General features: G+C 61.3%; 25 protein-coding genes and 2 pseudogenes. 21 read left to right on the plus strand and 6 right to left on the minus strand.

The features are described 5' to 3' along the window. Positions 1–22: 22 nt before the first annotated feature. Positions 23–121, minus strand: a complete 99-nt coding sequence (prli42, locus tag BN871_RS27675; RefSeq protein ID WP_157053892.1) for a stressosome-associated protein Prli42 — start codon at positions 119–121, stop codon at positions 23–25. 102 nt (positions 122–223) lie between these two features. On the opposite strand from prli42, the gene BN871_RS12320 reads away from it, so the two are divergent. Beyond that, positions 224–1,351, plus strand: a complete 1,128-nt coding sequence (locus BN871_RS12320; RefSeq protein WP_048746296.1) for a M20/M25/M40 family metallo-hydrolase — start codon at positions 224–226, stop codon at positions 1,349–1,351. Between the two features lie 142 nt (positions 1,352–1,493). On the opposite strand, the gene mciZ is transcribed toward BN871_RS12320, so the two are convergent. Continuing rightward, positions 1,494–1,634: a Z-ring formation inhibitor MciZ gene (gene mciZ, locus BN871_RS26845; RefSeq protein ID WP_021880391.1), complete on the minus strand. Its 141-nt coding sequence runs from the start codon at positions 1,632–1,634 to the stop codon at positions 1,494–1,496. A gap of 110 nt (positions 1,635–1,744) precedes the next feature. On the opposite strand from mciZ, the pseudogene BN871_RS12325 reads away from it, so the two are divergent. The 8 genes and pseudogenes from BN871_RS12325 to BN871_RS12355 all read left to right on the plus strand — a co-directional run bounded on the left by BN871_RS12325 (position 1,745) and on the right by BN871_RS12355 (position 8,506). Next, positions 1,745–2,333: pseudogene (locus BN871_RS12325) on the plus strand (NUDIX domain-containing protein). A 228-nt stretch (positions 2,334–2,561) separates the two neighbouring features. Beyond that, positions 2,562–3,044, plus strand: a complete 483-nt coding sequence (spoIIM, locus tag BN871_RS12330) for a stage II sporulation protein M (protein WP_048746298.1) — start codon at positions 2,562–2,564, stop codon at positions 3,042–3,044. Between the two features lie 77 nt (positions 3,045–3,121). Then, positions 3,122–3,580, plus strand: a complete 459-nt coding sequence (locus BN871_RS12335; protein ID WP_048746300.1) for a Fur family transcriptional regulator — start codon at positions 3,122–3,124, stop codon at positions 3,578–3,580. Positions 3,581–3,781: 201 nt separating this feature from the next. Continuing rightward, positions 3,782–3,991, plus strand: a pseudogene (locus tag BN871_RS26850) (response regulator transcription factor); the annotation flags it as partial. 4 nt (positions 3,992–3,995) lie between these two features. Beyond that, on the plus strand, positions 3,996–5,120 hold the full coding sequence (locus tag BN871_RS12340) for a sensor histidine kinase (protein ID WP_048746301.1): 1,125 nt from the start codon (positions 3,996–3,998) through the stop codon (positions 5,118–5,120). 161 nt (positions 5,121–5,281) lie between these two features. Beyond that, the gene (locus tag BN871_RS12345; protein ID WP_048746334.1) at positions 5,282–6,220 is read left to right on the plus strand and encodes an ABC transporter ATP-binding protein; all 939 of its coding nucleotides are present in this window, start codon (positions 5,282–5,284) and stop codon (positions 6,218–6,220) included. Between the two features lie 11 nt (positions 6,221–6,231). Then, the gene (locus tag BN871_RS12350; RefSeq protein WP_021881507.1) at positions 6,232–7,356 is read left to right on the plus strand and encodes an ABC transporter permease; all 1,125 of its coding nucleotides are present in this window, start codon (positions 6,232–6,234) and stop codon (positions 7,354–7,356) included. A gap of 1 nt (position 7,357) precedes the next feature. Further along, on the plus strand, positions 7,358–8,506 hold the full coding sequence (locus BN871_RS12355) for an ABC transporter permease (protein ID WP_021881508.1): 1,149 nt from the start codon (positions 7,358–7,360) through the stop codon (positions 8,504–8,506). 135 nt (positions 8,507–8,641) lie between these two features. Here BN871_RS12355 and BN871_RS12360 read toward each other — a convergent pair whose 3' ends face one another. Both BN871_RS12360 and BN871_RS12365 read right to left on the minus strand, forming a co-directional pair. Then, positions 8,642–9,604 (minus strand): proline dehydrogenase family protein, encoded by a 963-nt coding sequence (locus BN871_RS12360; RefSeq protein ID WP_048746302.1) that lies wholly within the window; start codon positions 9,602–9,604, stop codon positions 8,642–8,644. Between the two features lie 90 nt (positions 9,605–9,694). Further along, positions 9,695–10,495: an AraC family transcriptional regulator gene (locus tag BN871_RS12365; RefSeq protein ID WP_048746303.1), complete on the minus strand. Its 801-nt coding sequence runs from the start codon at positions 10,493–10,495 to the stop codon at positions 9,695–9,697. A 101-nt stretch (positions 10,496–10,596) separates the two neighbouring features. Here BN871_RS12365 and BN871_RS12370 point away from each other — a divergent pair, with 101 nt between their 5' ends. From BN871_RS12370 to BN871_RS12410, 10 genes are all read left to right on the plus strand, one after another. Then, a complete protein-coding gene (locus BN871_RS12370; RefSeq protein ID WP_048746304.1) occupies positions 10,597–12,159 on the plus strand; it encodes an FAD-dependent oxidoreductase in 1,563 nt (520 codons plus the stop codon). 467 nt (positions 12,160–12,626) lie between these two features. Next, positions 12,627–13,073 (plus strand): sigma-70 family RNA polymerase sigma factor, encoded by a 447-nt coding sequence (locus tag BN871_RS29020; RefSeq protein WP_021881344.1) that lies wholly within the window; start codon positions 12,627–12,629, stop codon positions 13,071–13,073. A 9-nt stretch (positions 13,074–13,082) separates the two neighbouring features. Then, positions 13,083–13,208: an RNA polymerase sigma factor gene (locus BN871_RS29025; protein WP_021881345.1), complete on the plus strand. Its 126-nt coding sequence runs from the start codon at positions 13,083–13,085 to the stop codon at positions 13,206–13,208. Next, positions 13,198–14,568 (plus strand): DUF4179 domain-containing protein, encoded by a 1,371-nt coding sequence (locus BN871_RS12385; protein ID WP_021881346.1) that lies wholly within the window; start codon positions 13,198–13,200, stop codon positions 14,566–14,568. The genes BN871_RS29025 and BN871_RS12385 overlap by 11 nt, the downstream gene beginning before the upstream one ends. Positions 14,569–14,885: 317 nt before the next feature. Further along, positions 14,886–15,572, plus strand: coding sequence for a cell division ATP-binding protein FtsE (gene ftsE, locus BN871_RS12390; protein ID WP_048746308.1), 687 nt, complete (start codon positions 14,886–14,888; stop codon positions 15,570–15,572). Then, complete coding sequence (ftsX, locus tag BN871_RS12395; protein ID WP_048746310.1) at positions 15,562–16,479, plus strand: permease-like cell division protein FtsX; 918 nt, start codon at positions 15,562–15,564, stop codon at positions 16,477–16,479. The genes ftsE and ftsX overlap by 11 nt, the downstream gene beginning before the upstream one ends. 16 nt (positions 16,480–16,495) lie before the next feature. Continuing rightward, positions 16,496–17,671 carry a murein hydrolase activator EnvC gene (locus BN871_RS12400; RefSeq protein ID WP_048746312.1) on the plus strand — a complete coding sequence of 392 codons (1,176 nt, stop codon included), beginning with the start codon at positions 16,496–16,498 and terminating at the stop codon, positions 17,669–17,671. Positions 17,672–18,028: 357 nt separating this feature from the next. Next, positions 18,029–19,171 carry a S41 family peptidase gene (locus BN871_RS12405; RefSeq protein WP_198158041.1) on the plus strand — a complete coding sequence of 381 codons (1,143 nt, stop codon included), beginning with the start codon at positions 18,029–18,031 and terminating at the stop codon, positions 19,169–19,171. A 20-nt stretch (positions 19,172–19,191) separates the two neighbouring features. Then, complete coding sequence (locus tag BN871_RS27680; protein WP_157060282.1) at positions 19,192–19,506, plus strand: peptidoglycan-binding protein; 315 nt, start codon at positions 19,192–19,194, stop codon at positions 19,504–19,506. A gap of 166 nt (positions 19,507–19,672) precedes the next feature. Further along, a complete protein-coding gene (locus BN871_RS12410; RefSeq protein ID WP_048746318.1) occupies positions 19,673–20,959 on the plus strand; it encodes a PDZ domain-containing protein in 1,287 nt (428 codons plus the stop codon). 188 nt (positions 20,960–21,147) lie between these two features. Here BN871_RS12410 and BN871_RS12415 read toward each other — a convergent pair whose 3' ends face one another. Together BN871_RS12415 and BN871_RS12420 are read right to left on the minus strand one after the other, a co-directional pair. Beyond that, positions 21,148–22,458, minus strand: coding sequence for a peptidylprolyl isomerase (locus tag BN871_RS12415; protein ID WP_049868330.1), 1,311 nt, complete (start codon positions 22,456–22,458; stop codon positions 21,148–21,150). A 122-nt stretch (positions 22,459–22,580) separates the two neighbouring features. After that, on the minus strand, positions 22,581–23,417 hold the full coding sequence (locus BN871_RS12420) for a S9 family peptidase (protein ID WP_048746320.1): 837 nt from the start codon (positions 23,415–23,417) through the stop codon (positions 22,581–22,583). Positions 23,418–23,688: 271 nt separating this feature from the next. On the opposite strand from BN871_RS12420, the gene BN871_RS12425 reads away from it, so the two are divergent. Beyond that, positions 23,689–24,618 carry a M15 family metallopeptidase gene (locus BN871_RS12425; RefSeq protein WP_048746338.1) on the plus strand — a complete coding sequence of 310 codons (930 nt, stop codon included), beginning with the start codon at positions 23,689–23,691 and terminating at the stop codon, positions 24,616–24,618. A gap of 163 nt (positions 24,619–24,781) precedes the next feature. Next, positions 24,782–25,696: an NAD(P)/FAD-dependent oxidoreductase gene (locus BN871_RS12430; protein WP_021881330.1), complete on the plus strand. Its 915-nt coding sequence runs from the start codon at positions 24,782–24,784 to the stop codon at positions 25,694–25,696. Positions 25,697–26,091 lie beyond the last annotated feature (395 nt).

Genomic DNA, 26,091 nt, shown 5'->3' on the forward strand with positions numbered 1-26,091 from the left:
GCCGGCCAGGCCGGCCGCTTCGTCAAAGCAGCCAGCCGATGCTGGACAGGACGGTCGTGACGAGCAGAGTAATCAACACGACGTAGACGATGACCTTCATGATGCGGTTGGGATTGTTCATCAGCTCTTCTCCTTCCGGGGCGGCTGCCCTCCGCATGAGGGGGACAACCCATACCGCTATTGTAACGGATTCGGAAGCAGATCGAAAGGAAGCGTTCGGAAAATGGTCCATAAAGACAGGGTTGTACAAGAGTTCATGGAGCTTGTCCAAATCGACAGCGAATCCCGCAATGAAGGCGCGATCAGCCAGGAGCTGAAAAACCGATTTTCCGCGCTTGGACTTGAAATCGAGGAGGACGATGCGGCCGCCGCCACCGGTTATGGCGCGAACAATCTGTTCGCTACGCTGAAGGCTTCGCCAGGCGTCGAGGCGCCTGTCATCTTCTTCACCTCCCATATGGATACGGTGAAGCCGGGCATCGGCATCAAGCCCCGTCTGGACGACGACGGCTATCTGCGCAGCGACGGCACGACGATTCTCGGAAGCGACGACAAGGCGGGCCTGGCCGCGATGCTGGAGGCGATCCGGCTGCTGCAGGAGAACGGAATTCCGCATGGAGAAGTCCAGTTCGTCATTACGATCGGAGAGGAAACGGGCCTCGCCGGAGCCAGGGCGCTGGACCGCAGCAAGCTGCGCGCCGAATACGGCTATGCGCTCGATTCCAACGGACCGGTCGGGGGCATCGCGGTAGCGGCTCCGGCCCAGACAAAAATCTTCATCCATGTCAACGGCCGCTCGGCGCATGCAGGCGTCAATCCGGAAGACGGCATCAGCGCCATCCAAGTCGCCTCCAAGGCGATTTCGCGCATGCCTTTGGGACGAATCGACCATGAGACGACGGCCAATATCGGCCGGTTCGAGGGCGGCAGCGCCACGAATGTCGTCTGCGACTACGTTCGCCTGGAGGCCGAAGCCCGCAGCATCGACGGCGCCAAGCTGCAGGCGCAGATCGCCGCCATGAGGCAAGCGGTCGAAGCGACGGCTGTCGATTACGGGACGACAGCGTCGCTCGAGGACAGCTTGATCTACCCGTCCTATCTCCATGCCGATGATTCCGCCGTCGTGCAGGCTGCCGCAGCGGCGATCCGTTCGATCGGCCTGTCCCCGTCGACCTTCCGCTCCGGCGGAGGCAGCGACGCCAACATCTTCAACGGACTGGGCGTGCCGACGGCCAATCTCGCGGTCGGCTACGAGCATATCCATACGACCAAGGAGCAGATCAAAGCCGACGACATCGCGAAGCTGGCGGAGCTCGTGACGGCCATCATCCGCTTGAGCGCCCGAGCGTAGCAGGGAGTGCCTCCGCTTCGCTTTCCCAGGAAGCGGGATGGAGATGGGCAAGGGGAGAGGATAACCTTCCATGCGGCTTGCTGTCGGGAACGCATGCGTTTAAGCCGCTCTCCATCAAGTGCGAATCACAAGCGGCTTGCCGTCAGGAACGCCTGGCGAGGAACTTTTCCAGGCTCTTATCATCCGGCCGGCCGGCGCCGCGGCTCAGCTTGCGGAGGGTATGGCGGATCTCCCATGCTTTTCCGACCAGCCTGAGCTCCTTGGCTCCAACGTACATTTTCATGGATACACACATCCTTATCGCAAAGGTTATGCCTGAGCATATGAAGAGATGGGACAAGTTATTCCGGAGCGTCTGCAGGCCGGCTCCAAACGAACAGGAGGCTGATGGAAATGAACCAATCGGACGGACCTAAAAAGCTTCCCGGCGCGGAGACGACCGTTTCATCCGAAACGATCTTCGAAGGCCGCATCATCACGCTGCAGGTCGATCAGGTCAAGCTTCCCGGCGGCAAGATGGCATCCAGGGAAATCGTGCGCCATCCCGGCGCCGCGGCCGTGATCGCCCTGCTGGACGGCAAGCTGCTGACGGTCGGCCAATACCGCAAGCCGATGGACAAATACCAGGTCGAGATTCCCGCAGGCCAAGCTGGATCCCGGCGAGGACCCTGCGGCATGCGCCGCGCGCGAGCTGCGCGAGGAGACGGGGGTAACCGCCTCGGAGATGAAGCTGGTGGATGCGTTCTACACTTCGCCGGGGTTCGCCGACGAGAAGGTGTATCTCTACGCCGCCGAAGGACTCAGCCAAGGCGAGAGCCAGCCTGACGACGATGAAGAGCTGCATGTCGAAGCGCTGACGATGGAACAGGCCGAGGCTTACATCCGGGAGGGCGTCATCGGTGATGCGAAGACCCTTATGGCCGTGTATTTGTGGAAGCTCTATCTGCATACCGGAGTGATGGGGCTTCGGAGCGGGGAGTAGCGTCATTGGCATGAACCGGCTTCACCGGGCATAGATTGTCCATACGCGGACAAGCCTGGAAGGAGGTAGGCGAATGCTTGGCATCTTCAAGGCACCGGACAGGGAGAGCAGGATGCTGCTCTTGTTCGTCGCGGTGCTTTTTGCTGTAGGAGTCTTATTCGGCACCGTACTGGCAAGCTCGCTTCCCGCCGGGCAGCAGGAGAGCCTCGGCGAAGAGCTGAGCGCTTCATGGGCTCGCTCTCCTCCGGCTCGGGCCCGGAGCCCGCGGCTGCCTTCTGGAGCGCGCTGTGGCTGCATGGCCGCTGGCTGCTCGCGATCTGGCTGCTCGGCTTGACCGTAGTCGGGATGCCGTTCATCCTGGCGCTCGATTTCTTCAAGGGCGTTCTGGTCGGATTCGCGATCGGAACGCTTGTCAGCCAGCTGTCGTGGAGAGGCTTCGCCTTCTCCCTGCTGTCCGTCGTTCCTCCGAATCTGATCGGCGTCCCGGCCTACCTGGCCGTCAGCAGCGCATCGTTGGCGTTCTCCCTCTATGTCATCCGCAACCGGTTCATCCGCAGGAAGGGCTCCCTGCTGCCTCCCGCGGCGGCGCTTGCCGGCACGGCTGCCGCGATGTTCCTGGTGCTGGCGGCCGCTTCGGCGGTCGACGCCTGGCTGTCTCCGTCCTTGATGAGATGGGCAGCGGACTGGGCGGCGGCAAGCCTGAATCATTGACTTCCTAGAAGTTTTCCAACTATAATAGATTCATAAGCGCCGGCGGCAAGCCGGCTTTCTTGTAGTAGGGGGGAATTATGGAATCCCGCATTGATGCCATTAAGCAGCAGCTCCAGTCGCAGGGCTACAAGTTGACCCCGCAGCGCGAAGCGACCGTTCGCGTCCTGCTTGAGAATGAAGAGGATCATCTCAGCGCCGAGGATGTGTTCATGCTCGTCAAGGATAAGGCTCCCGAGATCGGCCTTGCCACCGTCTATCGCACGCTTGAGCTTCTCAGCGAGCTTCACGTCGTGGAGAAGATGAACTTCGGAGACGGCGTAGCCCGTTACGATCTCAGAACGGACAACAGCAAGCATCACCATCATCATCTGATTTGCGTGCAATGCGGCTCCATGGAGGAGATCAAGGACGACTGGCTCGGACCTCTGGAAGAGCGTCTCGAAGCCGAGTACGGTTTTTCCGTTCTGGACCACCGGCTTGATTTTCAAGGGATCTGCAGGCGCTGCCGAGACCTGAGCGACGCAAAAAAGCCATGACAGCTCTGCATTCGTTTCCGGCCCCCGACGGGGGAGGGGAATGGAATGGCAGAGCTGTTTCTGCTTTTCAGCCGACAGCGGCGGGGCGGGACTATGCCGCCGGCAGACAGAAGGAGCCGATTTTGCCGAGCCGGAGCAGGCCGGCTCCTTGGGAGCGGCTTCCGTAGCCCGGCAGCCTGCGCGCCCAGCGCTTGAGCACCGGAGCCGGCGATCGACCGCAGCCTGTTTACGGAGCGGGAGCTCGAAGTCATGGCCCGGATCGCGAAGGGGCTGTCCAACAAGGAAATTTCCCGCGAGCTGTTCATCTCCGAGGGCACGATCGCCAACTACATCACTTCCATTCTGAACAAGACAGCCCTGGAGCATCGGACGCAGATCGCGATCTACTACCTCACGGGCAAGCTTTCCTGACGCCATGCAGCTGTGGACGATGGGCAACAAGCTGCTTGCGCTGGCCTTCATCATGGCTTCAGCCTATTTCGCGGACGTGACCGCGGCGCATTCGTCGCTGCTCATGCTGCTCGCGCTTCTCTATATCGCGCTCAGCATGGCGGTCCGCCTGCTCGGCCCGATCAAAGCCAAAACCGGCGCCATTGGCTCGGTCATCCTGTTCCTGCTCGCCGCGAGCGCATACGGCAGTCCCTTGTTCGTGCTGCTGCTGCCTTTCAGCGCCTGCGAGCTGGCCTTTCTCCACGGAAGGCGGAGAGCCATGCTGCAGGCGGGATCGCTCCTGCCTCTGCTCTTTCTTCGGGACGGGCTGCTTGCCGGCTATATCTTCGTGGCCGTTGCGGCCTGGTTCCACTATCTGCTGTACTCGGCGCAGCTCATGAAGGCTATCGGCTTCGAGGAGGAGCTGGACCGGCTGCGCATGAAGCAGGAGAAGCTGGCCCGCCGCCTGAGCGACGGGCAGGAGCTGCAGCGGAGCTCCGAGTACACGCACAAGCTGGAGGAGCGCAACCGGCTGTCGCAGGAAATCCATGACGGCGTCGGCCACTCCATGACCGGCGCCCTCATCCAGATGGAGGCGGCGAAACGGCTTCTGGCGCGGGATCCGGAGCGGGCGGGGCAGCTGCTGGACAATGCGATCGGCATCTCCAAGGGGGCTATCGAGGAAATCCGGCTGACGCTGCATCGCCTCAAGCCGCCGACGGAGCAGCTCGGGATGAGCCGGCTGCGGGAGAAGGTCGAGAGCTTCGGGATGAGCAGCGGCCTGCAGGCCGGCGTCAGCGGGAACGGAGATTTGGAATCCATCGGACCTCTTTATTGGAAGATCATCCAGGACAACGTGACGGAATCGCTCACCAATGTTCTCAAATACAGCGGCGCGACGGCCGTCCATGTCGAGGTGAGCGTGCTGAAGCGCTACATCAAGGCGGTCGTGACGGACAACGGGCGGGGCAAGGACAAGATCGTCAAGGGGCTTGGACTCAAGGGCATGGAGGAGAGGGCCGCTTCGGTCGGAGGCACCGTCGTCGCGGACGGCAGCCGCGGCTTCAGCGTTACGACGCTGCTTCCGTACGGGGACAAGCCTGCGCAATAATGGAGGGATGCATGAAGAATTTCATGGTCCCCCGGACGGCTGCCCTCCGCATGAACATGAGAATTCTCATAGCCAAAGGGTGAACTTATGCACTGACATAGGGGCATCCTTTTTTCTTATACTGAGAGCATCAAATGGATGAGGGAAACGGAGTGGGGATCATGAACGTGCTGGAAATTCAAGGTCTGACCAAAAAATTCGGGAATTTCGTCGCGGTGGACAATATGACTCTGAACGTGAAGGAAGGCGAAATCTTCGGCTTCCTCGGCTCCAACGGAGCGGGCAAGAGCACGACGATCAACATGATCTCCTCGCTGCTGCAGCCGAGCGCGGGTGAGATCCGCATCCTCGGCAAGGACAGCCGCAAGCATAGCCGCCACGCCAAGACGAACCTGGGCATCGTGCCGCAGGACCTGGCCATCTACGACGACATGACCGCCTACGAGAACGTGGCCTTCTTCGCCGGCCTCTACGGCCTGCGGGGCAAGCTGCTGAAGGAGCGGACCGAAGAAGCGCTCGAATTCGTCGGCCTCGGCGACCGCGCCCGGAGCCGCCCGTCCACCTTCTCCGGCGGCATGAAGCGCCGGCTGAACATCGCCTGCGCCATCGCGCACAAGCCGAGTCTGATCATCATGGACGAACCGACCGTCGGCATCGATCCCCAGTCCCGGAATTACATTCTGGAGTCGGTGAAGAAGCTCAACGAATCCGGCTGCACGGTCATCTACACGAGCCATTACATGGAGGAAGTCGAAGAAATCTGCTCCCGGGTCGCCATCGTCGATCACGGCAAGATCATCGCGGACGGCACCAAGGAGCAGCTCAAGGCGATCATCACCGATGTCAAGGATCTGTCGATCGAGTTGAAGCCGGGCTCGGCTTACAGCCTTCAGAGCCTCAGCGAGATTCCCGGCGTGCGCGCGGTGAACGAGAAGGAGGGGCGTCTGAGCATTCAGAGCGACGCGGCCGTGGACAATCTGAACCGGATTCTGAAGTCGCTGATGGACGGCGGCGCCGAAGTGAAGGCATTGCAGGAAGAAGAACCGAATCTCGAGACGGTCTTCCTGACGCTGACGGGCCGCAGCCTGCGGGACCAATAGGAGGGGTCGAGATGAATGTGATCCAAATCGCGCTCAAGGAAATGCTTCTGAGCTTCCGGAACCGGCGCACGCTGTTCTTCATGCTCGCCTTTCCGCTTGTCCTGATGCTGGTGCTCGGCACGGCCCTTACGAATGCGTTCAGCACGACAGCTTCCATGGATACGATCCGCGTGCTGGTCCAGGATCTGAGCAGCGGCGCCGCGCAGCAGGGATTTGCGGGATTCCGGGCGGAGATGGAGAAATCCGGCTTTGTTTTCACGGACGTGAAGCCAGGCATGGACGGGGCGGCGGAAGTGGAGAAAAACAACTATGACGACTATGCAATCGTTGCAAACAGCGGCATCAAGCTGTACGGCAGCGACCGCAACGCCGTCGCGAGCAACATGACGCAGGGCATGCTCTCGGCCTATGCCGACCGCTACAATGCCGCAGCCGCCATCGCGGCGGCCGATCCGGCCAAGGCTGCCTCCGCGTTCCAGCCGGCGCCTTCCGGCGGGTACGTGAAGGAACTGTCGCTGGATCTGGACCGCATGCCGGGCTCGATGGATTACTACGCGGTCGCGCTGACCGTCATGATCGCCCTGTGGGGTGCGATGTCGGCGGCCAGCCTCGTCAAGAGCGAGATCAGGCAGGGCACGGCAGCGCGCCTGGTGGCCGCTCCCGTGCGCAAGGGAGAGATTTTTGCCGGCAAGGTGCTGGGCAATCTGGCGGTCAACATGCTCTGCGTGCTCGTCGTCATTACGTTCAGCAAGGTCGTCTACCATGCGTACTGGGGCGACAATCTGCCTCTCGTCCTGCTCGTCCTGCTCTCCGTCGTCGTGCTGTCGACCAGCCTGGGACTTGCGCTCAGCTATCTTCTGAAGTCGAGCGCATCGGGCGGCTTGATATCCTTGGCGGTGCAGCTGGCCTCCTTCTTCGGCGGCGCGTACTTCCCGCTTGGAGTCGTGGAGAAGAACAGCCTGCTTGGCATCGCCGCCAGCCTGTCCCCGATCCGGTGGGCGAACATGGCCTTGAACAACATGATCTACCTCGGCGACAACACCCAGGTCTTTCAGACCATCGGCCTCAACGCCGGCCTTGCCGCGCTGCTGCTGGCAGCCTCGGCCTATATGATGAGCAAGCGGGAGGGATTGTAACATGTGGAGAGATATATGGTGGGTGGCCGTCCATACCTTGAAGAACACCTTCCGCAAAAAGAGCAGCCTGCTCGTCTACGTGGGGCTGCCGATCATCGGAGTGATCGGCTCCATCATGCTCTATGGCAGCGCGGGACAGCAGGTGCTGCGCGTCGGCATCGCCAATGAGGACGGCAGCGCCGTCATCGCCGCCGATACGGCGGCCTACGTCAGCAGCCTGCAGCATGTGAAGACGACGCTGTTGAGTCGGGAGGAGCTGAAGAAGAAGCTGGCTTCGGCGGACCTGGACTCGGGCCTGATTCTGGAGAAGGGCTATTCCGACAGCGTGGCGGCCGGCAAGCCGGAAGGGATCGCCATTCAATCCGTCAAAGGCCAGACCGTGACGGCGTATATCAAAGGCATGCTGAACGCATACCTGGACAATACGGCTGCCATCAGCCGCACAGCCGGCGGGGACCGGGCCGCCTTCGACAAGCTGTATGCCGATTACCGCGGCGGAGGGTTCAAGCTCGAGACGCAGCAAGTCGCCGATACATCCCTGACGAAGGCGATGTCGGTCCAGTCCATCGGATTCCTGATCCTGTTCATGATGACCGCGGCCGTCAACCTGTCGGAAATCATCCTGAAGAGCCGCGAAGACCGGACGTATTACCGCATTCTGTCTTCCCCCATCAGCGCCCGCTCGTACGTGCTCGCCAACGTCCTGGTCAACATCGCCGTCATGGTCGTGCAAGTGGCCGTCGCTCTGGTCGCTCTCCGTTACGTCTTCGGCGTCGACCCGGGCCTTCCGATCGCCCAGCTCGGGGGCATGCTCATCCTGTTCGCCCTCGTCTCCGTCAGCCTCTCGCTCGTGATCGTCGCCTTCTCCAAAAACTCGGCGGTATCCGGGGCGATGTCGAACCTCATCATTACGCCGAGCTGCCTGCTGGCCGGCTGCTTCTTCCCGATCTCGATCATGCCGGACACGATCCGCAAGATCGGCGACTTCATGCCGCAGCGCTGGGTGCTCCAATCGATCGACGAGCTGCAGACCGGAGATACGAGCCGGATCGCGATCAACCTGGCCGTGCTGGCAGCCTTCGCTCTGGTGTTCTTCCTCGTCGCGGCCTACAAGTTCGGCCGCAACAACGACACGAAAACGTTCGTGTAGGCGTCTCCCGGCCCCATCCTGACCAGGCAGTCAGTGCCTATGGAGCCATCGGTGCAGACAGGGCCAATGGAGCCATCGGTGCACATAGAGCCGAACGAAAACAACCGGCGGGATGCCCGCCGGTTGTTTTCGCTTTCAGTAAGCTTCCAATACGCTGCTCCCGCCCCGGATCATGTCGGTGACGGCGTCATACAGGTTGGGAGGATGCTCGGCGATCCGGTGGCACAGGTACAAGTACCATTCCTCCCCATAGGTGACATAGATCCGGGTCGAGACGCCGGATTCCTTCCAGTCCCGCGCCGACTCCGGGACGATTCCGTACAGCATCTCGAGCTCGGCCAGCGGATGCCGGACATACCCGCGAGCGTCCGCTTCCCGGATCAAATTCCGGTCATGCGTGGCGATGGATGTCTGCTTGCCCTGCTCCAGAGCCAGGCCGACCAGCTCCAGATAGCGGGCGTCCAGCTGGCCGGAGCGGGGAATCGAGACGCCTTCCGGCTCCTGGTAGGCTCCCTTGACAATTCTCACGGCGCCGGGCGCGTCCTTCAGCAGCGTGAGGTCGCCGAGCGAGCGCGGCAGCTGCGCCTGGAGAGTGATGCCGAGATTCGCGGAACGCTCGGCGGCTTCCCGGTAGACGTCCAGAATCGAGGAGGTTTTGGCGGCTTCCTCCATGCTGACGAACAGCTGGAGCCCGGCGGCTGAGGCTTTCTCTGCGAGAGCGGTCAGATTGCGCAGCGCAAGCCCGCGGTCCAGGGACAGGCCGATGTGGGACAGATCGAGCGAGATCCGGCTGTTCAGGCCTTGCTTCACGCAAGCATCGATCAGCCTGGAGAATTCCTGCACCGCCAGCTCGCATTCCGGCTCCGAGCCGGTATTCTCGCCGATATGTTCCAGGGAAACGGCATACCCGCGCCCGGCCAGGGCGGCAGCGGTCCCGACGGCGGGCTCGCGCCTGTCACCGGCCGTGAACCGGCGGGCAGCCCGGCTGAGGATGCGGTGCAGCTCGGGCGATTGAAGCAAGCGGGACTTGATGTCAGGGTTTCTTGCGATGGACTTCAGGGCGGCGGCAAAATCTTGTTCGGCTGTTGAAATGGACATGAGGCGGTCTCCTCCTGCTGCAGGGATATTCCCCTACGATAAGGCGAACAGGCGGAGGCGTCTTGTACGATCTTGCTGCCCGCTGGCTGCTCAAGAGGAAGCATAGCGTGACGGGGAAACGCCGACATGGGCCCGGAACGACCGGCTGAAGTGGCTCTGGTCGTAATAGCCGGCCTCCAGGGCGATTTCCGCGAGCGGCTTTTCCCCGAGGGCCAGCTCGCTTTTGGCGAGGTTGAGCCGCAGCATGTTCTGGTAGGCGGCAGGCGGCAGGCCGCATTCGAGCTTGAACAAGCGGATCAAATGGTAGCGGCTGAGGCCGGCCGCTCGCTCCAGCATGTCCAGCGTCACCTTCTCCCGGAAATGCTCATGGATGAAGTCCTTCGCTCGGCGCAGGGCGGCTTTCTCCGCGCCGCGGCGGAGCAGCGGCGCCTCTTGCGCGCCGGCGAGCCGGTCCAGCGCCTTCACCAGGCCGATGACGGGAGTCTCGATCTCCAGCGGCGTGCCGCCTCCGCTCATGGCGGACATGGCGGCGGAAACCCATGAACTGCACGCTGCGGCCGCCTGTCCATCCGCCAGCAGCGGCCGGCGCAGGGGCAGAGGGTTTTCCAGCCAGGAGTCCGTCCATTCCGGGGAGATGAACAGCATGTCGTAGGACCAGCCGCTCCCGGCCTCCGGGCTGCACGCATGGGGAAGCAGCGGCGGAAAGGAAATCAGGGCGCCTTCTTCCAGCTTGGCCGTTCGGCCGTCATACCAGGCGGCGGTGGAGCTTTTGCGCACGATTCCGACGGACAGCTCCTCGTGGAAATGCTTCCGGCAGCCGAAATCGTACGACGAGCAGGCTTTGGCCTCCAGAAAGGGCAAGGCCGATTCTCGGTAAAAGGAAATTCCCATTCCGGCACCTTCTTTCTATTCCTTATTATACGCCGGGTTTTGATTCCGTCGGGTTGTGGGAATAAAAGAAATAGGAAATCCAGCCTATGGGAGGTTCAATCATGGACAACAGCAATCCTTCTTCATCCAGTAAGCTTCCCCGCTACCCGGAATCGATGTGGAGGGCAACGGAGGAGCTGCCGCAATTCGAATCTCTGCGCGGCACCGTGGAAGCCGATGTGGCTGTCATCGGAGGCGGCATCACGGGGATAACGGCGGCTTACCTGCTCAGCAAGCAGGGGCTCAAGGTCGTGCTTGCGGAGGCGGGCCGGCTTCTGGATGGGACGACCGGACATACGACCGCCAAAATCACAGCCCAGCACGGCATGATCTACGACAAGCTGCTGCAGCATTTCGGCAAGGAGCAGGCCAAGCAGTATTTCGATGCCAACGACGAGGCGTTGAAATGGATGACGCAAATCGTGGCGGAGCTCGGCATCGACTGCGGTCTGGAAACTCAGGACGCCTATATTTATGCCGATAACGATGCGGATTTGAAGCAGCTGCATACGGAGTGGAAAGCCTATCAGACCATCGGCATACCGGGCGAATGGACGGACAAGCTTCCGCTGGACGGCTTGTCGGAGAAAGGCGCGATCAAGCTGCCGGGCCAGGCGCAGTTCCATCCGCTGCAATACTTGAAGAAGCTGCTGGCCGAAGCGCAGCGCCACGGGCTCAAGGTATACGAAAATACGACCGCGAGCGGAAAGGTGAAGGAGGACGACAACGGGCGCCTGCAGGTGGAGACGGAAGCGGGCGGCACCATTTCCTGCAGCTGGGCGGTCTCGGCCTCGCATTTCCCTTTCACGGACGGCGGCGGCTTTTTCTTCTCCCGGCTGCATGCCATGCGCTCCTACATCGTCGCGGTCGAGCCGGAGAAGCCTTTCCCGGGCGGCATGTTCATCAGCGCGGGCAGCACCGTCCGCTCGCTGCGCTCGGCGCAGCTGGGAGACAAGCGGGTCGTGCTTGTCGGCGGAGACAACCACAAGACGGGCCAGGGCATTCCGATGATCCAGCATTTCGAGGCGCTGGAGCAATTCGGAGATTCTCTGCTCGGAGCCAAGAGCATTCCATACCGATGGTCCGCGCAGGATCTCGTCACCCTCGACGAAGTGCCCTACATCGGGCCGATCACGGGCAAGCATCCCAATCTGCTCATCGCCACCGGCTACAACAAATGGGGAATGACGACCGGCACGCTCGCCGCGCTGATCGTGAACGATCTCGTCGCGAACGGCCAGAGCAAGCATCTGGAGCTGTTCAAGCCTTCGCGCTTCAAGGCCGATCCGTCGCTCAAGACGTTCGTGGCCCAGAACGCCAACGTCGCCGGGGAGCTTATCTCCGGCAAGCTGGACGCTCCGTCCCGGACGCCGGATTCGCTGGAGCCGGACGAGGGCGCCGTCGTCAAGGTCAAGGGCAAGCGCGCCGGCGCCTATCGCGACTCGCAAGGAGCGCTGCATGTCGTGGATACGACCTGTACGCATATGGGCTGCGAGTGCAGGTGGAATTCCGGGGACCGCTCGTGGGACTGCCCGTGCCATGGCTCGCGCTTCGGCTATGACGGCACCGTGCTGGAGGGACCGGCGACGCAGCCGCTGAAGCAGCTGGAGGTCGAGCAGGGCTGATTGCCGGGCAAGCGTCCGACCTCTGCCGGCTGGACGGCTCGGAAGAGAATTCAAGAGGCTGTCCGTTGGGTCACGAGCATGACCCAGGGGAAGCTTCTTCTTTTTTTTAGCGCACCTGGTTTGATAGAAGAGCAATAGGGCTCCGAACGGGCCCTATTTGCGTTCGCTTGCGCATTGCTGGAAAATAAGGCTCAATGGCAGCCTCATCCTCGGCCTGCGGACCTTATTTTCGAGGAAATTCACGGATATGGCTCCGCACAGGCTCTATCCTCCTCCGCTGACATGCTGTCCGTATGAGGGAGCGCGTCAGTGGAAGGAGACGCGGAGAAGAAAGCGCGGCAAGCCGCTGTCTCAGGGGAATGCTGCAGGCCGCCACGGCAAGCCAGCCCGAAGCCGGCTTTTTTTTGCTGCGGTCAAAACCGTTTGACGGCGCTCGAAGTCTAATGCGGAGATAGGGAGGGAAGGGCTTGGACGACATAACGACGACACCGGTTTTATCGGAAGCAAAAGCAAAGGACAGCGCCGCGGCGTTGGCCGCCCAAGCCCGCGCGGGCGACGAAGGCGCCTTCCTGCAGCTGATGGGCAATTCGCGGGATCGGCTGCTGCGGATCGCCCTGGCCTATCTGCGCAGCGAGGAAGCGGCGCTGGAAGCCATTCAGGAGACGACCTTGCGGGCGTACATGAAGCTGGGCAAGCTCAAGGAACCGGCTTATTTCCAAACCTGGCTCATCCGGATTCTGATGAACGTCTGCATCGACGAGCAGAAGCGGCGCCGCAGGCAGAGACCGGCCGAATGGCTGCCCGAGGCTCCCGCTGCGGAATTCGGAATGCCTGGAATCGAGGACAGGCTGCGGATGGAGGAGGCCATCGCCGAGCTGGAGCCGAAGCTCAGGCAGGTCGTCATTCTCAAATAATACGACGATATGACGCTGACGGAAATCGCCAGGCTGCTGGGGAAGCCGGAGGGCACGGTGAAGACCTGGCTGAACAGGGCGCTGGCGAAACTGAGAGCATGGATGAGAGAGGGGGAGGCGCGGGATGAAGGATGAGCAGCCGGACTTTTCCGTTCTGGCCGAAGATAGGGGGATGGATCCTGTTCTCGCAGGACGGGCGGACGCAGCGATTAGGGCGGGACTTGCAGCCGGCAAGGAAAGGAAGCGGGGAAGGCGAAGGACGGTCCGCCGGAGAATTTATGCCGCTTCGGCCGCCTGCCTCCTGCTCCTCGTCTGTCTCGTGACGATCCGCGTATCCCCGGCATTCGCGTCTGCCGTGAGGCAGATTCCGGGAATGGCCCCGCTGGTGGACGCGATCCGCCAACAGTATGCCAACGACCAATCCATTCTGGACGCGGTGGATAACGACTACATGCAGAAGGTAGGGCTGTCGGATGAGCATGGCGGGCTCAAATTCACCGTGGAGGGCATCGTCGCGGACGAGTTCCGGATGAACCTGCTGTACAGCATCAAGGGCCTGCGCTCCGATGAACAGGTCGAGCTGCATGATTTGAGCCTGACGGACGGGACGGACCGGCAACTGCAGGTCGGCTACGGCTCATCCGGGAACGTCACGGGCCAAGCGGACGGTTCCGAGAATATGGAGAACATCTCCATTCTGTTCAGCAAGGAGGAGCCGCTGCCGGATAAGCTGGGCGTCGTGCTCACGCTCCGCGGCCAGAAGTACAAGGTGGCGTTCGCGGTAGACACCGCGAAGTTCGGGGGTCATTCCCGCTCCGTCCCGATGGACTATACGCTGGAAGCCGCCGGACAGAAGATCATCTTCGAGCGGGCCGTCATCTCTCCCCTTACGATCAAAATCGAAGCGCGTTTTGCGAAGAGCAATACGATGAAGATTTTCGGCGGAGGCGACATGAAGCTGGTGGACGATGCCGGCAAGGAATGGTCCGTTCCCTCCATGAGCTCCGGGACGAACGATCCCGACCGGACCATTTTCACCTTCCAGAGCAGCTACTTCCGCAAGCCGCAGGCTCTGTATTTGACGGGAACCTGGCTCCGGGCTCTGGATAAGGGCAAGAATGAGATCGTCATCGACACGGAGAAGGGCTTGCTGCTCAAGGCTCCGGACGACAAGGTGACTTTGCTGGGATCGACGGAGAGCGGCGGGGAGCTGCAGCTGCGGTTCCATCTGGATACGGGCCGCAAGGACGACAACATGAGCTACAATCTGCTGGACGGAACGTTCGTGGACGGGAGCGGAAGCCGGCATGAAGACAAGCAGCTGGGATCCTCGGTAAGCGCGAATTCCGACGAGACGAACCAGACTCTGGCGTTCAAGTACAAGGCGGGCGCCTACAAGCAGCCGCTCACGTTCACGATCGGCAGCTATCCGAATTATATCGAGCGACCATACCGGATCCCGATCTCATTGTCCGGGGTTTGGGATCAGGATTGACTGCGAGGCAGCAGCGGAATTGCGGGGCACGGAACGCCGATCGGCGCGCCGTGCCTTTTGTTGTTTTTTTGGCGGGACATATAAGGTTTTCTCGACATTTATCTACAAATCGTTGCTCTTTTACCGATGTAAAGAGAGGGAGTTTCTCTCCCTTGTTCGACAAGGCGGCAAAGGGATGGTTGTCGAATCCGGTACTGCGGACCGGACATGCAGATGAGAATTGTGAAAATTAAGGAAATCCCTTCCTGCAGGAGAGGAAATAAGCCTTTTCTGTCGAACATTCATAAGCGGAAAACAGACAGGATGTGAGAACACCCGTGATTGAAATGATGGACATCTGGAAGACCTACCCCAACGGCGCGCATGCGCTGCGCGGGATCTCGGTCGTCATCGACCGCAATGACTTCGTGTACATCGTCGGGCCTTCGGGCGCCGGCAAGTCCACGTTCATGAAGCTGATCTACCGGGAAGAGTACCCGACCAAGGGGCAGCTCTTCGTGAACGGCTTCAATATAGGCAAGCTCAAGCCGCGCAAGATTCCTTATGTGCGGCGCAACATCGGCGTCATCTTCCAGGATTACCGCCTCCTTCCGAAGCTCACCGCCTACGAGAACGTTTCGTTCGCGATGGAGGTCATCGAAGCTCCCCGCAAGCTGATGAAAAAGCGCACGATGGAAGTTCTGGAGCTTGTCGGCCTAGGCGGCAAGCATGGCCATTTGCCGGCTCAGCTCTCCGGCGGCGAGCAGCAGCGCGTGGCGATCGCCCGCGCGATCGTCAACAATCCCAGCGTCATCGTGGCCGACGAGCCGACAGGCAATCTCTATCCCGAGACGAGCTGGGGCATCATGAACCTGCTGGAGGAAATCAACTTCAGGGGCACGACCATCGTGATGGCGACGCATAACCGCGAGATCGTGAACTCTCTTCGCAAGCGCGTCATCGCCATCGAGAACGGCGTCATCGCGCGCGACCAGCTGAGAGGGGATTACGGCTATGAAGGCTAGAACCCTCCTGCGCCACATGCGCGAAGGCGTGCGGAACATCTTCCGCAACGGCTGGATGAGCTTCGCCTCCATCAGCTCGATCTTCATTTCCCTGTTCATCCTCAGCGTCTTCGTCCTGCTCGCGCTCAACGTCAACAAGCTGGCCGACCAGCTGGAGAGCACGGTGGAGATCCGCGCCTTCCTGCAGCTGGACACGGCGCAGCAGCAGATCGATTCGCTGGAGACCAGGATCCGCAATATCCCCGAGGTCAAGAGCGTCGAGTTTCGGACCAAGCAGCAGAATCTGGAGGAAATGAGCCGGATGATGGGCAGCGACGGAAAGCAGCTGCTGCAGGACTATCAAGGCGAAGACAATCCGCTTCCCGCTTCCTTTGTCATCGAAGTGTACGATCCGCAGACGATCGCATCCGCAGCCGGCCAGATCGAAGCGCTCGGCGCGGGGCAGGATCCTTCCCCGTTCCTGCGGGTCAAGTACGGCCAGGGACAGGTAGAGACGCTGTTCAAGGTGACCAACGCCGTGCGCAACATCGGCCTGATCCTCGTCGCTGGACTGGCTGTCACAGCCATGTTCCTCATTGCCACGACGATCAAGACGACGATCATCAACCGCCAGCGGGAGATCGGAATCATGAAGCTGGTAGGGGCGACCAATGCGTTTATCCGCTGGCCCTTTTTCGTTGAGGGCGCGCTTATCGGATTTTTCTCCTCTGCCTTGACGGCCGCCGTCATCCTGCTTGGCTACCGGGAGCTGTTCCAGCAGTCCGAGTTCGAGCTGGGCCTCATGAGCATCAGGCTCGTCACGATTCAGGAGGCCGCTCCGATCATCGCGCTGCTTACGATCGGCATCGGCACGCTGCTTGGCGTATGGGGCAGCGTATTATCGGTACGCCGTTATTTGAAAGTGTAGGAGGATGCAAGCGCAGATGAAGAAGAACAGGGTTATTCTCGCCTGTCTTGCGGCTGTCCTGGCCCTGACCGTCTTTCCGGCGGGCGGAGAGGCGGCCTCGCAGGTGGACAAGATCAACAAGGAAATCAAGCAGGTCCGCGACCAGATGCAGGCCGCTTCCCATAACCGCAACCAGGCCGAGAAGGATGCCAAGACCGTGCAGGTGCAGAAGGTCCAGACGGCGGAATCGCTCAAAACCGTCATGGCGGAGATCGACACCGTCGGCACCCGCCTCAGCCAGGTTCAGAACGAGGTTCGCGACACGACCGAAAATCTGCAGCGGACGGCCAAGGAGCTCGACGATGCCGAGAAGCGGATCGGCAAGCAGGACGACCGCCTGCAGTCCCGGATCCGGATGACATACATGAACGGCAGGGTCAGCTACCTGGAGGTTCTGCTCAATGCGGCAAGCTTCGCGGATTTCCTCAGCCGCCTCGACTCGCTTCATACGATGATGAGCCAGGACAAGGTCATCCTGGAGGAGCGCCGGCACGACAAGGAGCTCGTCGAGGAGAAGAAGCAGGAAGTGGAGTCCCAGCTCACCGAGGTCAAGGGGCTGTACGCGAAGATAGCCGATTACCAGCAGGTGCTCTCGGACAAGGAATCGGAGAAGCAGCAGCTGATCGCCGCGTACGACGACAAGCTGGAGGAGCTTGGCGAGATCAGCGAGGAGCAGGAGCAGCTTCTGCTGGACCTGGCGGCCAAGGAGTCCGCGCTGATCAAAAAGAAAAACGCGCTCAAGACGTATTACACCGGCGGCAAGCTTGGCGTTCCGCTGAAGGCAAGCTACCGCATCAGCTCGCCGTTCGGCTATCGGATCCATCCCATCACCGGCAAGCGCAAGCTCCATGCCGGCGCCGACATGGCGGCTCCGGAAGGAACGAACATCTACGCGGCCGAATCCGGCGTCGTGCTCGTCGCGCAGTGGTGGACCGGGTACGGCAACTGCGTCGTCATCGATCATGGCGGCGGCCTGTGGACGATATACGGCCATATCCGCAATGGCGGCATCAAGGTGGAGAAGGGCGAGACCGTGAAGCGCGGCCAGCTCATCGCCGAAGTCGGCTCGACCGGCAATTCGACCGGCAATCATCTCCACTTCGAAGTGCGCAAGGACGGAACGCCGGTCAATCCGCTGCCTTATTTGAAATAAACATCCGCCGCCTGCGATCTCCTCTCGCGGCAGCGGATTGCGAAGACGGAAAGCTTCCCGCTTTTGCGGGGAGCTTTTTTGTTCCCGGTCCGATGCGAGCGGCTCCCGCCGCAGACGCATCCCGCCTTGCTTGACGCCGGCAGCGGCTTGCTTTTCGACCCGAGAACCGTCGCTCCTGCTCGGCGTCGAGGCGGCTTGCTGCTCCTCGAGACGTTCTGTTTAGGTCGAATCCGAAGCCGCGAGGCCGGGGAGGATCCGTTCTTTTCCCGCTGCTGCCAAATAAAACCCGGGCCGTTGTCGCATACTAGAATTCTCATGCAGGTCTGGAACGAAACAGCAACCGAGGAGGAGAACGGTATGAAGTCATTGTCACTGCGGATGGTCCGAAGGACAGCCGCATTGGGCGCGGCGGCGGCGATCGTCCTGGCGCTGCCTCAAGCAGCCGGAGCAGCCGCCCCGGCGGCGGCGCCGCTCCATGCTCCGGCCAAGCCGGCGGAAGCCGCGGAGCCGCAGTCCGGCGGCCTGAGCAAGGAAGAGCTGCAGAGAATCAATACGGTGCTCGATTTGATCCAGAAGCAGTATTATGAACCGGTTGACCGCGCCAAGCTCGTGAGCGGGGCGCTCAGCGGGATGATGGAGTCGCTTGGAGATCCTTACTCCACCTATATGGACGTTCCTGCAGCCAAGCAGTTTTCGGAGACGGTGGAAGGGGCGTTCGGAGGCGTCGGAGCGGAGGTGTCCCTGGAAGAGGGCAGGCTGACCGTCGTCTCGCCGATGAAGGGGTCGCCGGCGGAGCGGGCAGGCGTGCAGGCGAAGGATGTCATCCTGTCCGTCAACGGCATCAGTCTGGGAGGCCTGCCGATCTCGGAGGCGGTAGCCAAGCTGCGCGGTCCAAAGGGCTCCAAGGCCGTCCTCGTCATCCAGCGCGCCGGCAGCGGCAAGCCGATGACCGTTACCGTCGTGCGGGAAGAGATCGACGTGGAAACCGTGGAGGCCCGCCTGCTTCCGGGGAGCGTCGGCTTGATCGAGATTCGGCAGTTCTCGCTGAACACGGCCGAACGCTTCGCAGAGGAGCTGAACAAGCTCGAGAAGCGGAAGCTGAAAGGGCTCGTGATCGACGTCCGCAACAATCCGGGAGGCATTCTGCCGGTGGTGGAAAAGATATCCGAGCCGTTCATCCCGGCAGGAAAGCCGATCCTGCAAGTCCAGCAGCGCGGACAGCGCGCCGAGAAGATCCTCTCCAATGGAAAAGGCAAGCCGTATCCCGTCGCTGTGCTGATCAACAAGGGAAGCGCCAGCGCATCGGAAATATTGGCCGGCGCCTTGAAGGAGTCGGCGGACGCCGTGCTCGTCGGCCAGACCTCCTTCGGCAAGGGAACGGTCCAGGTCAGCTATGACCGCAACCTGGAAGGCGGGCTCGTCAAGATGACGATCGCCAAATGGCTGACGCCGAACGGCGTCTGGATCCATCATGAAGCATCCGCCCGGATATTCAGGTGAAGCCTCCGGCTTTATATACGGTGTCCCGACTGTCGAGGTCGGGAGAGCCGCAGAGAGATGCCATCAGCGAGGACACGAAGACGCTGCAGGCGATGCTCGTCGGCCTCGGATACAAGCCCGGACGAACAGACGGTTATTACAGCGAGGGGACGGCTGCCGCGGTGAAGGCGTTCCAGCGGCAATGCGGTCTCCGGGAGACCGGCTCGGCCGATTCGGCTACGCAGGAAAAGCTGGAGAAGGCCGTTCGCGACTGGGTGCGCAGCGGCAGCCACGATACCCAGCTGGAGGCTGCGGCGCAGGCGCTCCGCTCCAGCAAGGGAGCCCGGAAGCAATAAGCCCTTGCGGCAGGGATCAGGAAGCCCCTTTTCACCGGCTCGAAGCCGCCGCGCAAATCAAGGCCGAAATTCTCCGCGGGGAGGATTTCGGCCTTTCGTTGTCGAAAACAATACGACTGGATGGTACGCTTTTGGGAGTCATTCTTTTGAAAATGAGGTGCTTGCTGTGGACACGGCCTTGGAGATTCTCCGTCATTACGGGACAGCGGCCGTCAGGCTGTTGTCCCAGCCGTTTTATTATTTTGCGCTGCTGCTGATCATTCTCTCTTATATTCGTCAGACCCGAACGGAACGCAAGCTCTTCCATGTGCGCCTGCATGCCTGGCCCAAGCTGCTCGGCCGAGCCGTCTGGAGCGGCCTGCTCGCTGGAGCCGCCCTCTCGGCTGGCGCAGCCTTCATCGGCATGAGCCTGACGCCTTCCGCCGCGCTCTGGCTGTGGGGGACGGCCGCCCTGCTCATGCTCGTCCGCGTCCGCTATCTCTGTTTCGCTTATAGCGCCGGCGTGCTCGGCCTGCTGCAATGGCTCAGCGGCCTGCTCGGCTTGCCGGACGGGACGGGCAGCTGGCTCGGACGAGCCGCTCTCTCGCTGGAGAACCTCGATATTCCCGGCCTGCTGCTGCTCGTTGCCGGCCTGCATGCGGCCGAGGCTTTGCTCGTCCGCCGGGATGGCGCCCGGTTCTCCTCGCCGCTGTTCCTCGAGGGCAAGCGCGGCAAGCTGATCGGCGGCTACGCCTTGCAGGGCTACTGGCCGGTGCCGCTGCTTCTGCTGGTGCCATCCGCTTCGGCGGCGGCCTCGCTGCCATGGACGCCTCTGCTCGGCGGCTCCGCATGGGAGGGCGGCTGGACGGTCATCGCGCTTCCGGCCATCATCGGCTTCACCGACCTGACGCGCTCGGAGCTGCCGAAGCTCCAGGCCCGCCTTACGTCGCGCCGGCTGCTCGCCTACAGTGCCGTGCTGGCTGCGGCCGCGCTCGGTGCCGCATATGCGCAGCCGCTCGTGCCGGTTGCAGCGCTGCTTTCCCTCGGGCTTCATGAAGCGCTCATCGTGCTTGGATCGATGCGGGAGCGTCAGCGTCAGCCGCGCTTCGTCCATGACGAGCGGGGCTTGTGCATTCTCGGAGTCGTGCCGGGAACGCCGGCAGAGGAGATGGGCCTCGAAGCGGGCGAAGTGCTCCACAAGGTGAACGGGAAAAAGGTAAGGACCAAGGAAGACCTGCATGCTGCACTGCATATAAACTCCGCCTTTTGCCGGATGGAAGTGTTCAATGCCGATGGACAACTCAAGTTTCTGCAGCGGGCCAGGTATGCGGGCGAACATCACCAGCTCGGAGTGCTGCTGGCTCCCGATGAGGATGCGGGCTATTATGCTGCTCCGGCGCATGTATCCGTGCTGGGCCTGCTGAGGCGGAGCCGCGCTGCGCGGCGCCGTGTCCGCAAGGATACGACGATGTAGCGTCGGGAAGCCGGGACGGTTGGCGGTTCGGCTTAAGCGGGGGCGGTTTCGCTTCCGCTTCCGTGCCGATGAGCTCAAGCCGGACGGGCGCCCCTTGAGTCACCATTCGCACCGATCAAAAAAGGCTTCCGAAGCCCATCCTCATGGATGGCTCCGGAAGCCTTTTTATTGCTTTCCAGCGTGCCTGCCTAGCTGTTGTTCGCTGCCGCGTTTTCGGCGCCGGCGCTGTTTTCTGCTGCTCCAGTGTTGGCGGCCGCATTTTCTTTCTCTTCAAACGAATTCGTAATCGTCGCCTTGCCGCGGAGGTCGGTGATGAGCGTCTGGGACAAGGTGCCGAGCTGCTGATATTCAAGCGATTCCGTAATCTCCGCTTTTTTCTCTTCCAGCGTAGGCGTCGAGGCTTGCTTGTGGTCGATGACTTTGATGATATGGTAGCCGTAGTCGGATTTGATCGGTGCGGAGATTTCGCCGACCTTAAGGTCGAAGGCTGCCTTCTCGAATTCCGGAACCATGGCGCCTTTGCCGAAGTAACCGAGGTCGCCGCCATTCGCCGCGCTGCCGGTATCGGTCGATTTTTCCTTGGCAATCGCCGCGAAGTCGCCGCCGTTTTTGAGCTGCTTCTCGATGGCGTCGGCTTCTTCCTTCGTCTTGACGAGAATATGGGAGGCTTTCACCTGTTCCTCGGTTGCGAAGGAAGCTTTGTTCTCATCGTAATACTTCTTGATGTCCGCATCGGTTACTTTGACTTTGTCCTTGAGCAGCTTGCGAAGCTGCACCTGCATCTGCAGCTGGTTGTTGAGAACGTCCTCCGACAAGCCGGCCTGCTTCAATGCGTCCTTAAACGCGCTTTCGCTGCCGAAGTTCTTCTTGACGTCTGCAAGCTCTTTGGCCATTTCATCTTCGGTGACCTCGATCTTCTTGTTGCTGGCTTCCTGGTCGACGAGCTTCATCGTGATGAGGCTGTCCAGAGCCGTCGTGCCTGCGGAAGGAACCATCGCCTCGTACAGCTCGTCCTTCGAGATCTTCTCGCCGTTGACGGTGGCAACCGTACCGCCCGATGCGGCGCCGCCGCTGCCGTTGAAGAGACTGACCAGCGCGATGACGAGCGCCACTGCCAGCAGGAGCGAAGCGATCATCCAACCGGCAGCGGCTCCGCTGCGGCGAGGACCCGATCCGTCGCCGTCCATCAGCGGCAGATCAGCCGCTCCAGCGGAGGTGTTGACCGCGCTTCCTTCCGTGACCGGCACCGAACCGAATGCGCGCTCGGGATCCGCCGTATGGATTTCGGCGTCGTTCTCGGCCTGCCGGAGGGATTCCTCGGCGCGCTCCTCCTCGACGATATCCTCGGCTTGAAGCGTTTCTTCGCGATGCTCGTCGCCGCTGCGGCCAGCGAATTCGACGCCCTCGTTCGTTGCCGTATCTTCCAATGTAAGATGCTCGTCCTGTTTTGGATCGACCGGATCGAGATGATCCTTGGGATCCTTGTCCTTATCTGCCATGAAACGATTGACTCCCTTCTGTATCCTTCAAAGAGTGGTGAATGCAATGGATTCTGGATATTGCTTGCTGCGAGAATAATATCAAAATCCATGCCGGGTTACCTTAACGGAACATGAAATTTCTACAAATTGGCTTTGAAAAAGTCGATCGTGGCATTCAGAGCCTGATCCAGCGCCTCCGTCGTGCCGGCAAAAGGATGAACGGCGCCGAACGTATGGCCGGTTCCTTCCAGCTCGATCGCGGGCTGATGGGGCGCCGCTTCCTGCAGGCGGTGAAAGCCTTCGACCAGACGGGGAGCATCGTCGCTTCCTTGAATCATCAAGACCGGAATCCGGAGTCCGGCGAGGCGGGCGGGAATGTCGAAGCGGTCTTTATTGGCGTCCAGATCCTCGAAAAACTCGCGCCGCACAGGCATTTCCTGCCGAGTCCGTGAGTTGGTGACGTAGGCGACGCCTTCCTCGCGGGCCTTGGCCTCGAAGGCGTCGTCGAACAGGTTGGCGCGGGCGATGCCGTTCCAGGTAGCGGCCGCCCGGATGAGCGGATGCTCGGCGGCGAAGATGAGGGCGTTGCCTCCGCCTCTGCTGTGGCCGATCATGCCGAGCTTAGCCCGCTGGATCAAGCCCGCGTGGGGCAGATTGCCGCCGATCGCGGCTTTGAGGACTTCCGCCAAGTCGGCCTGCTCGCGGGTGTAGGTGTTGTAGCCGAATTTGGACAGCTCATCGAAATCCTGCTCGCCGACTCCGTTGCGGGAGAAATTGAAAGTGATGGCGACAAAGCCGGCTTCGGCCAGCTTCTCGGCCGCATAGGGCATGAAAGCCCAATCCTTGAAGCCCTTGAAGCCATGGGCCAGGAACAGCGCCGGGCGATCTCCCGGCTTTTTGGCCGCACGCACTTCGCCGCGGATAATGCCGCCGTCGCCAAGCCTGATTTCGAAGGGCGACACGAATAGATGGGACATGAAACATACTCCTCTCAAGCTATAGCATTTCCAAAACTAAGCATAAACTTCCTAGCCGTTTCGTTCAAATGGAACTTGCGGCATATTCCTGCAGCGGCGCCTGCGGCTCCCTGTTCCATCCCCCGCTGCAGTTTGGTACGATGGAGGACGGGCATGGAGGCTGAAACATTTCCTGCTTCGGGATCGTTCAGAAGATTAACAACCATTCATTCGACATTTAAGACAGGCTCGCCGGGAGGCGGATCTCATACAGCAAAGGGGAACGACGATGATGAAAAACCGAAACAAACGAATTGCGGCAGCGCTTCTGCTTGCCCTTACCGCCTGGGCGGCAGCAGCCTGCTCCGACAGCTCCGCTCCGGGAACGGGTTCGGCAGTCAACGAGGCTGCTGGAAATGTGCAGACGGCCTCTCCGTCGCCGTCGCAGGATCCGGCAGCCAATGACGGCAGCGAAGCTGCGGGAGGCGGAGCGGCAGCGAATGCAGAGGACACAAATGCAGGCGAAGCGGCGAATCCATCCGGCTCCAAGGGCGGCACAGACAAGCCGGCAGGGGACAAGAATGGACAAGGAACCGCTGTCTCCGGGCAGCCGTCCGAACAGGTTGCGGCCCAGGCCGATACGGTGGCGGCCCTGATCAACAAGGAGTTCCGCCTGCCGAAGGGCTACGTGCCGGATGACCTCGTCTACCCGGACATTCCGTTCACCTTCAGCGAAAAGATCGACAAGCGCAAGCTTCGCAAGGAGGCTGCCGGGGCGCTGGAGAAGCTGGTGGCAGGTGCGAAGAAAGACGGAATCTCGCTGGCTGGGGTGTCGGGCTACCGCTCGGAAACGAGACAAAAAACGCTGTATGACAACTATGTCAAAAAAGACGGAGTCGCTGCTGCGGACAAATACAGCGCACGGCCGGGGCATAGCGAGCACCAGACCGGACTTGCGATCGACATGTCCGGAACGGACGGCAAATGCGCGGCGGAAAGCTGCTTCGGCGGTACGCCGGAAGCGGAGTGGCTGGCGGCGCATGCGGCGGAATACGGCTTCATCATCCGTTATCCCGAAGGCAAGGAATCCATTACGGGTTATAAATACGAGCCGTGGCATATCCGCTTCGTAGGCAAGGAACTGGCCGCCAAGCTTGCTGAAAGCGGAGACACGCTGGAGGAGTATTACGGAGCCGCGGTACCGGTTACGGGACGGAAGTAAGCGTCGGGACGAAGGCATTCACGGAGTCAGAAAGCAGATCCGCCAAGGCGGGGATGAAGGCGGGGGAGCCCGTTTTCGTCTCCGCCTTTTTGTCGGGCCGTTCCCTTCTAGGCTTGCTGTTTTCCTAATAAGGTTAGAGTAGCAAGGAAGGGGGCTTAGGGGGATGGATTGGGACTGCGCAATCATTGGCGGCGGGCCTGCGGGCTTGAGCGCCGCCTTGATGCTGGGCCGCTCGCAAAGGTCGGTCCTTTTGCTCGACGATCATCAGCCGCGCAACTCCGTGACGGAGGCCAGCTACGGCTATCTGACGAGAGACGGGATTGCGCCTGAGGAATTCCGCACCCTCGCCCGCAATGAACTGGCGCAATATCCTTCGGTGCGGCTGAGCAAGAGCCGGGTCGTCTCGGTGGAGAGGGTCAATGGAGGTTTCCGTGTCTTTACCGCGGCCGGGGGTTCCGCCGCCGCCCGCACGGTGTTGCTTGCCGCAGGACTGCAGGAGCGGTTCCCGGACATTCCCGGACTGCGGGAAATGTACGGCAAAAGCCTGTTCAGCTGCCCTTACTGCGACGGCTGGGAGTTTCGCGGGCAGCCGCTGCTGGTGCTGTCGACGGGAAGCGGCTTGTTCCAGCAGGCGCGGCTTCTGCTCGGCTGGAGCCGCGATCTGCTCGTATGCAGCCACGGGGCATCCAATCTGACCATGCAGCAGAGGCATGCGCTGGAGAGCCGGGGAGTGAAGGTCAGCTCTCTCCGGATCGCCGCTCTTGAAGGGAGCGGCGGCAAGCTGCGCGAGGTCGTCTTCGAGGACGGCAGCCGGATAGCCCGCAGCGGCGGCTTCGCCTCGCCGGACGGGATGCTCGGCACGCCGCTCGGTAGCCAGCTCGGCTGCGCGCACGATGCGTACGGCTCCGTTTCGGCCGACGGCTCCGGCCGCACAAGCGTCCCCGGCGTCTATGCCGCGGGGGATACGGCGGGGTTCTCGCCGTCGCAGATCGTCGTCGCGGCGGCCAGCGGCACCCGCGCCGCGGTCGGCATCATCGGCGACCTGGCCGAGATCGATTTTATCCGGATGGGTGGATGAGCAGCCATCGTTCTTGTGCGAAAAGAAAGATCCCTTCATCGGTGGACATTGGCGGCAACATGCCGTTTCCTGCCGGGAAGGGATCTTTTTGGCTTGCTCTTCGGCTTGGAGAGAAGCCTGGTCGCAAGCTGATGCTGGTGCAGGAAGGACGACGGATTGAACCCGGGAGCGAAGCCACCGGCAAGGCGCCTGGGGTGGAACCCGGAAGCGGAGCCACCGGAATGGCACCTGGTGTTGATCCCGGGAGCGAAGCCTCCGGAATAGGTACCTGGTGTTGATCCCGGGAGCGAAGCATCCGGAATGGCATCTGGTGTTGATCCCAGGAGCGAAGCCACCGGAATGGCACCTGGTGTTGATCCCGGGAGCGAAGCATCCGGAATGGTACCTGGTGTTGA

It is taken from the genome of Paenibacillus sp. P22 (assembly GCF_000469945.2).
GTDB classification, from domain to species: domain Bacteria; phylum Bacillota; class Bacilli; order Paenibacillales; family Paenibacillaceae; genus Paenibacillus_O; species Paenibacillus_O humicus.

Excerpts from the sequence above, each read along its gene's own strand:
- prli42 (WP_157053892.1), bottom strand. The coding sequence starts at position 121 with ATGAACAATCCCAACCGCATCATGAAGGTCATCGTCTACGTCGTGTTG.
- BN871_RS12320 (WP_048746296.1), top strand. The coding sequence starts at position 224 with ATGGTCCATAAAGACAGGGTTGTACAAGAGTTCATGGAGCTTGTCCAA.
- mciZ (WP_021880391.1), bottom strand. The coding sequence starts at position 1,634 with ATGAAAATGTACGTTGGAGCCAAGGAGCTCAGGCTGGTCGGAAAAGCA.
- spoIIM (WP_048746298.1), top strand. The coding sequence starts at position 2,562 with ATGGGCTCGCTCTCCTCCGGCTCGGGCCCGGAGCCCGCGGCTGCCTTC.
- BN871_RS12335 (WP_048746300.1), top strand. The coding sequence starts at position 3,122 with ATGGAATCCCGCATTGATGCCATTAAGCAGCAGCTCCAGTCGCAGGGC.
- BN871_RS12340 (WP_048746301.1), top strand. The coding sequence starts at position 3,996 with ATGCAGCTGTGGACGATGGGCAACAAGCTGCTTGCGCTGGCCTTCATC.
- BN871_RS12345 (WP_048746334.1), top strand. The coding sequence starts at position 5,282 with ATGAACGTGCTGGAAATTCAAGGTCTGACCAAAAAATTCGGGAATTTC.
- BN871_RS12350 (WP_021881507.1), top strand. The coding sequence starts at position 6,232 with ATGAATGTGATCCAAATCGCGCTCAAGGAAATGCTTCTGAGCTTCCGG.
- BN871_RS12355 (WP_021881508.1), top strand. The coding sequence starts at position 7,358 with ATGTGGAGAGATATATGGTGGGTGGCCGTCCATACCTTGAAGAACACC.
- BN871_RS12360 (WP_048746302.1), bottom strand. The coding sequence starts at position 9,604 with ATGTCCATTTCAACAGCCGAACAAGATTTTGCCGCCGCCCTGAAGTCC.
- BN871_RS12365 (WP_048746303.1), bottom strand. The coding sequence starts at position 10,495 with ATGGGAATTTCCTTTTACCGAGAATCGGCCTTGCCCTTTCTGGAGGCC.
- BN871_RS12370 (WP_048746304.1), top strand. The coding sequence starts at position 10,597 with ATGGACAACAGCAATCCTTCTTCATCCAGTAAGCTTCCCCGCTACCCG.
- BN871_RS29025 (WP_021881345.1), top strand. The coding sequence starts at position 13,083 with ATGACGCTGACGGAAATCGCCAGGCTGCTGGGGAAGCCGGAGGGCACG.
- BN871_RS12385 (WP_021881346.1), top strand. The coding sequence starts at position 13,198 with ATGAAGGATGAGCAGCCGGACTTTTCCGTTCTGGCCGAAGATAGGGGG.
- ftsX (WP_048746310.1), top strand. The coding sequence starts at position 15,562 with ATGAAGGCTAGAACCCTCCTGCGCCACATGCGCGAAGGCGTGCGGAAC.
- BN871_RS12400 (WP_048746312.1), top strand. The coding sequence starts at position 16,496 with ATGAAGAAGAACAGGGTTATTCTCGCCTGTCTTGCGGCTGTCCTGGCC.
- BN871_RS12405 (WP_198158041.1), top strand. The coding sequence starts at position 18,029 with ATGAAGTCATTGTCACTGCGGATGGTCCGAAGGACAGCCGCATTGGGC.
- BN871_RS12415 (WP_049868330.1), bottom strand. The coding sequence starts at position 22,458 with ATGGCAGATAAGGACAAGGATCCCAAGGATCATCTCGATCCGGTCGAT.
- BN871_RS12420 (WP_048746320.1), bottom strand. The coding sequence starts at position 23,417 with ATGTCCCATCTATTCGTGTCGCCCTTCGAAATCAGGCTTGGCGACGGC.
- BN871_RS12425 (WP_048746338.1), top strand. The coding sequence starts at position 23,689 with ATGAAAAACCGAAACAAACGAATTGCGGCAGCGCTTCTGCTTGCCCTT.
- BN871_RS12430 (WP_021881330.1), top strand. The coding sequence starts at position 24,782 with ATGGATTGGGACTGCGCAATCATTGGCGGCGGGCCTGCGGGCTTGAGC.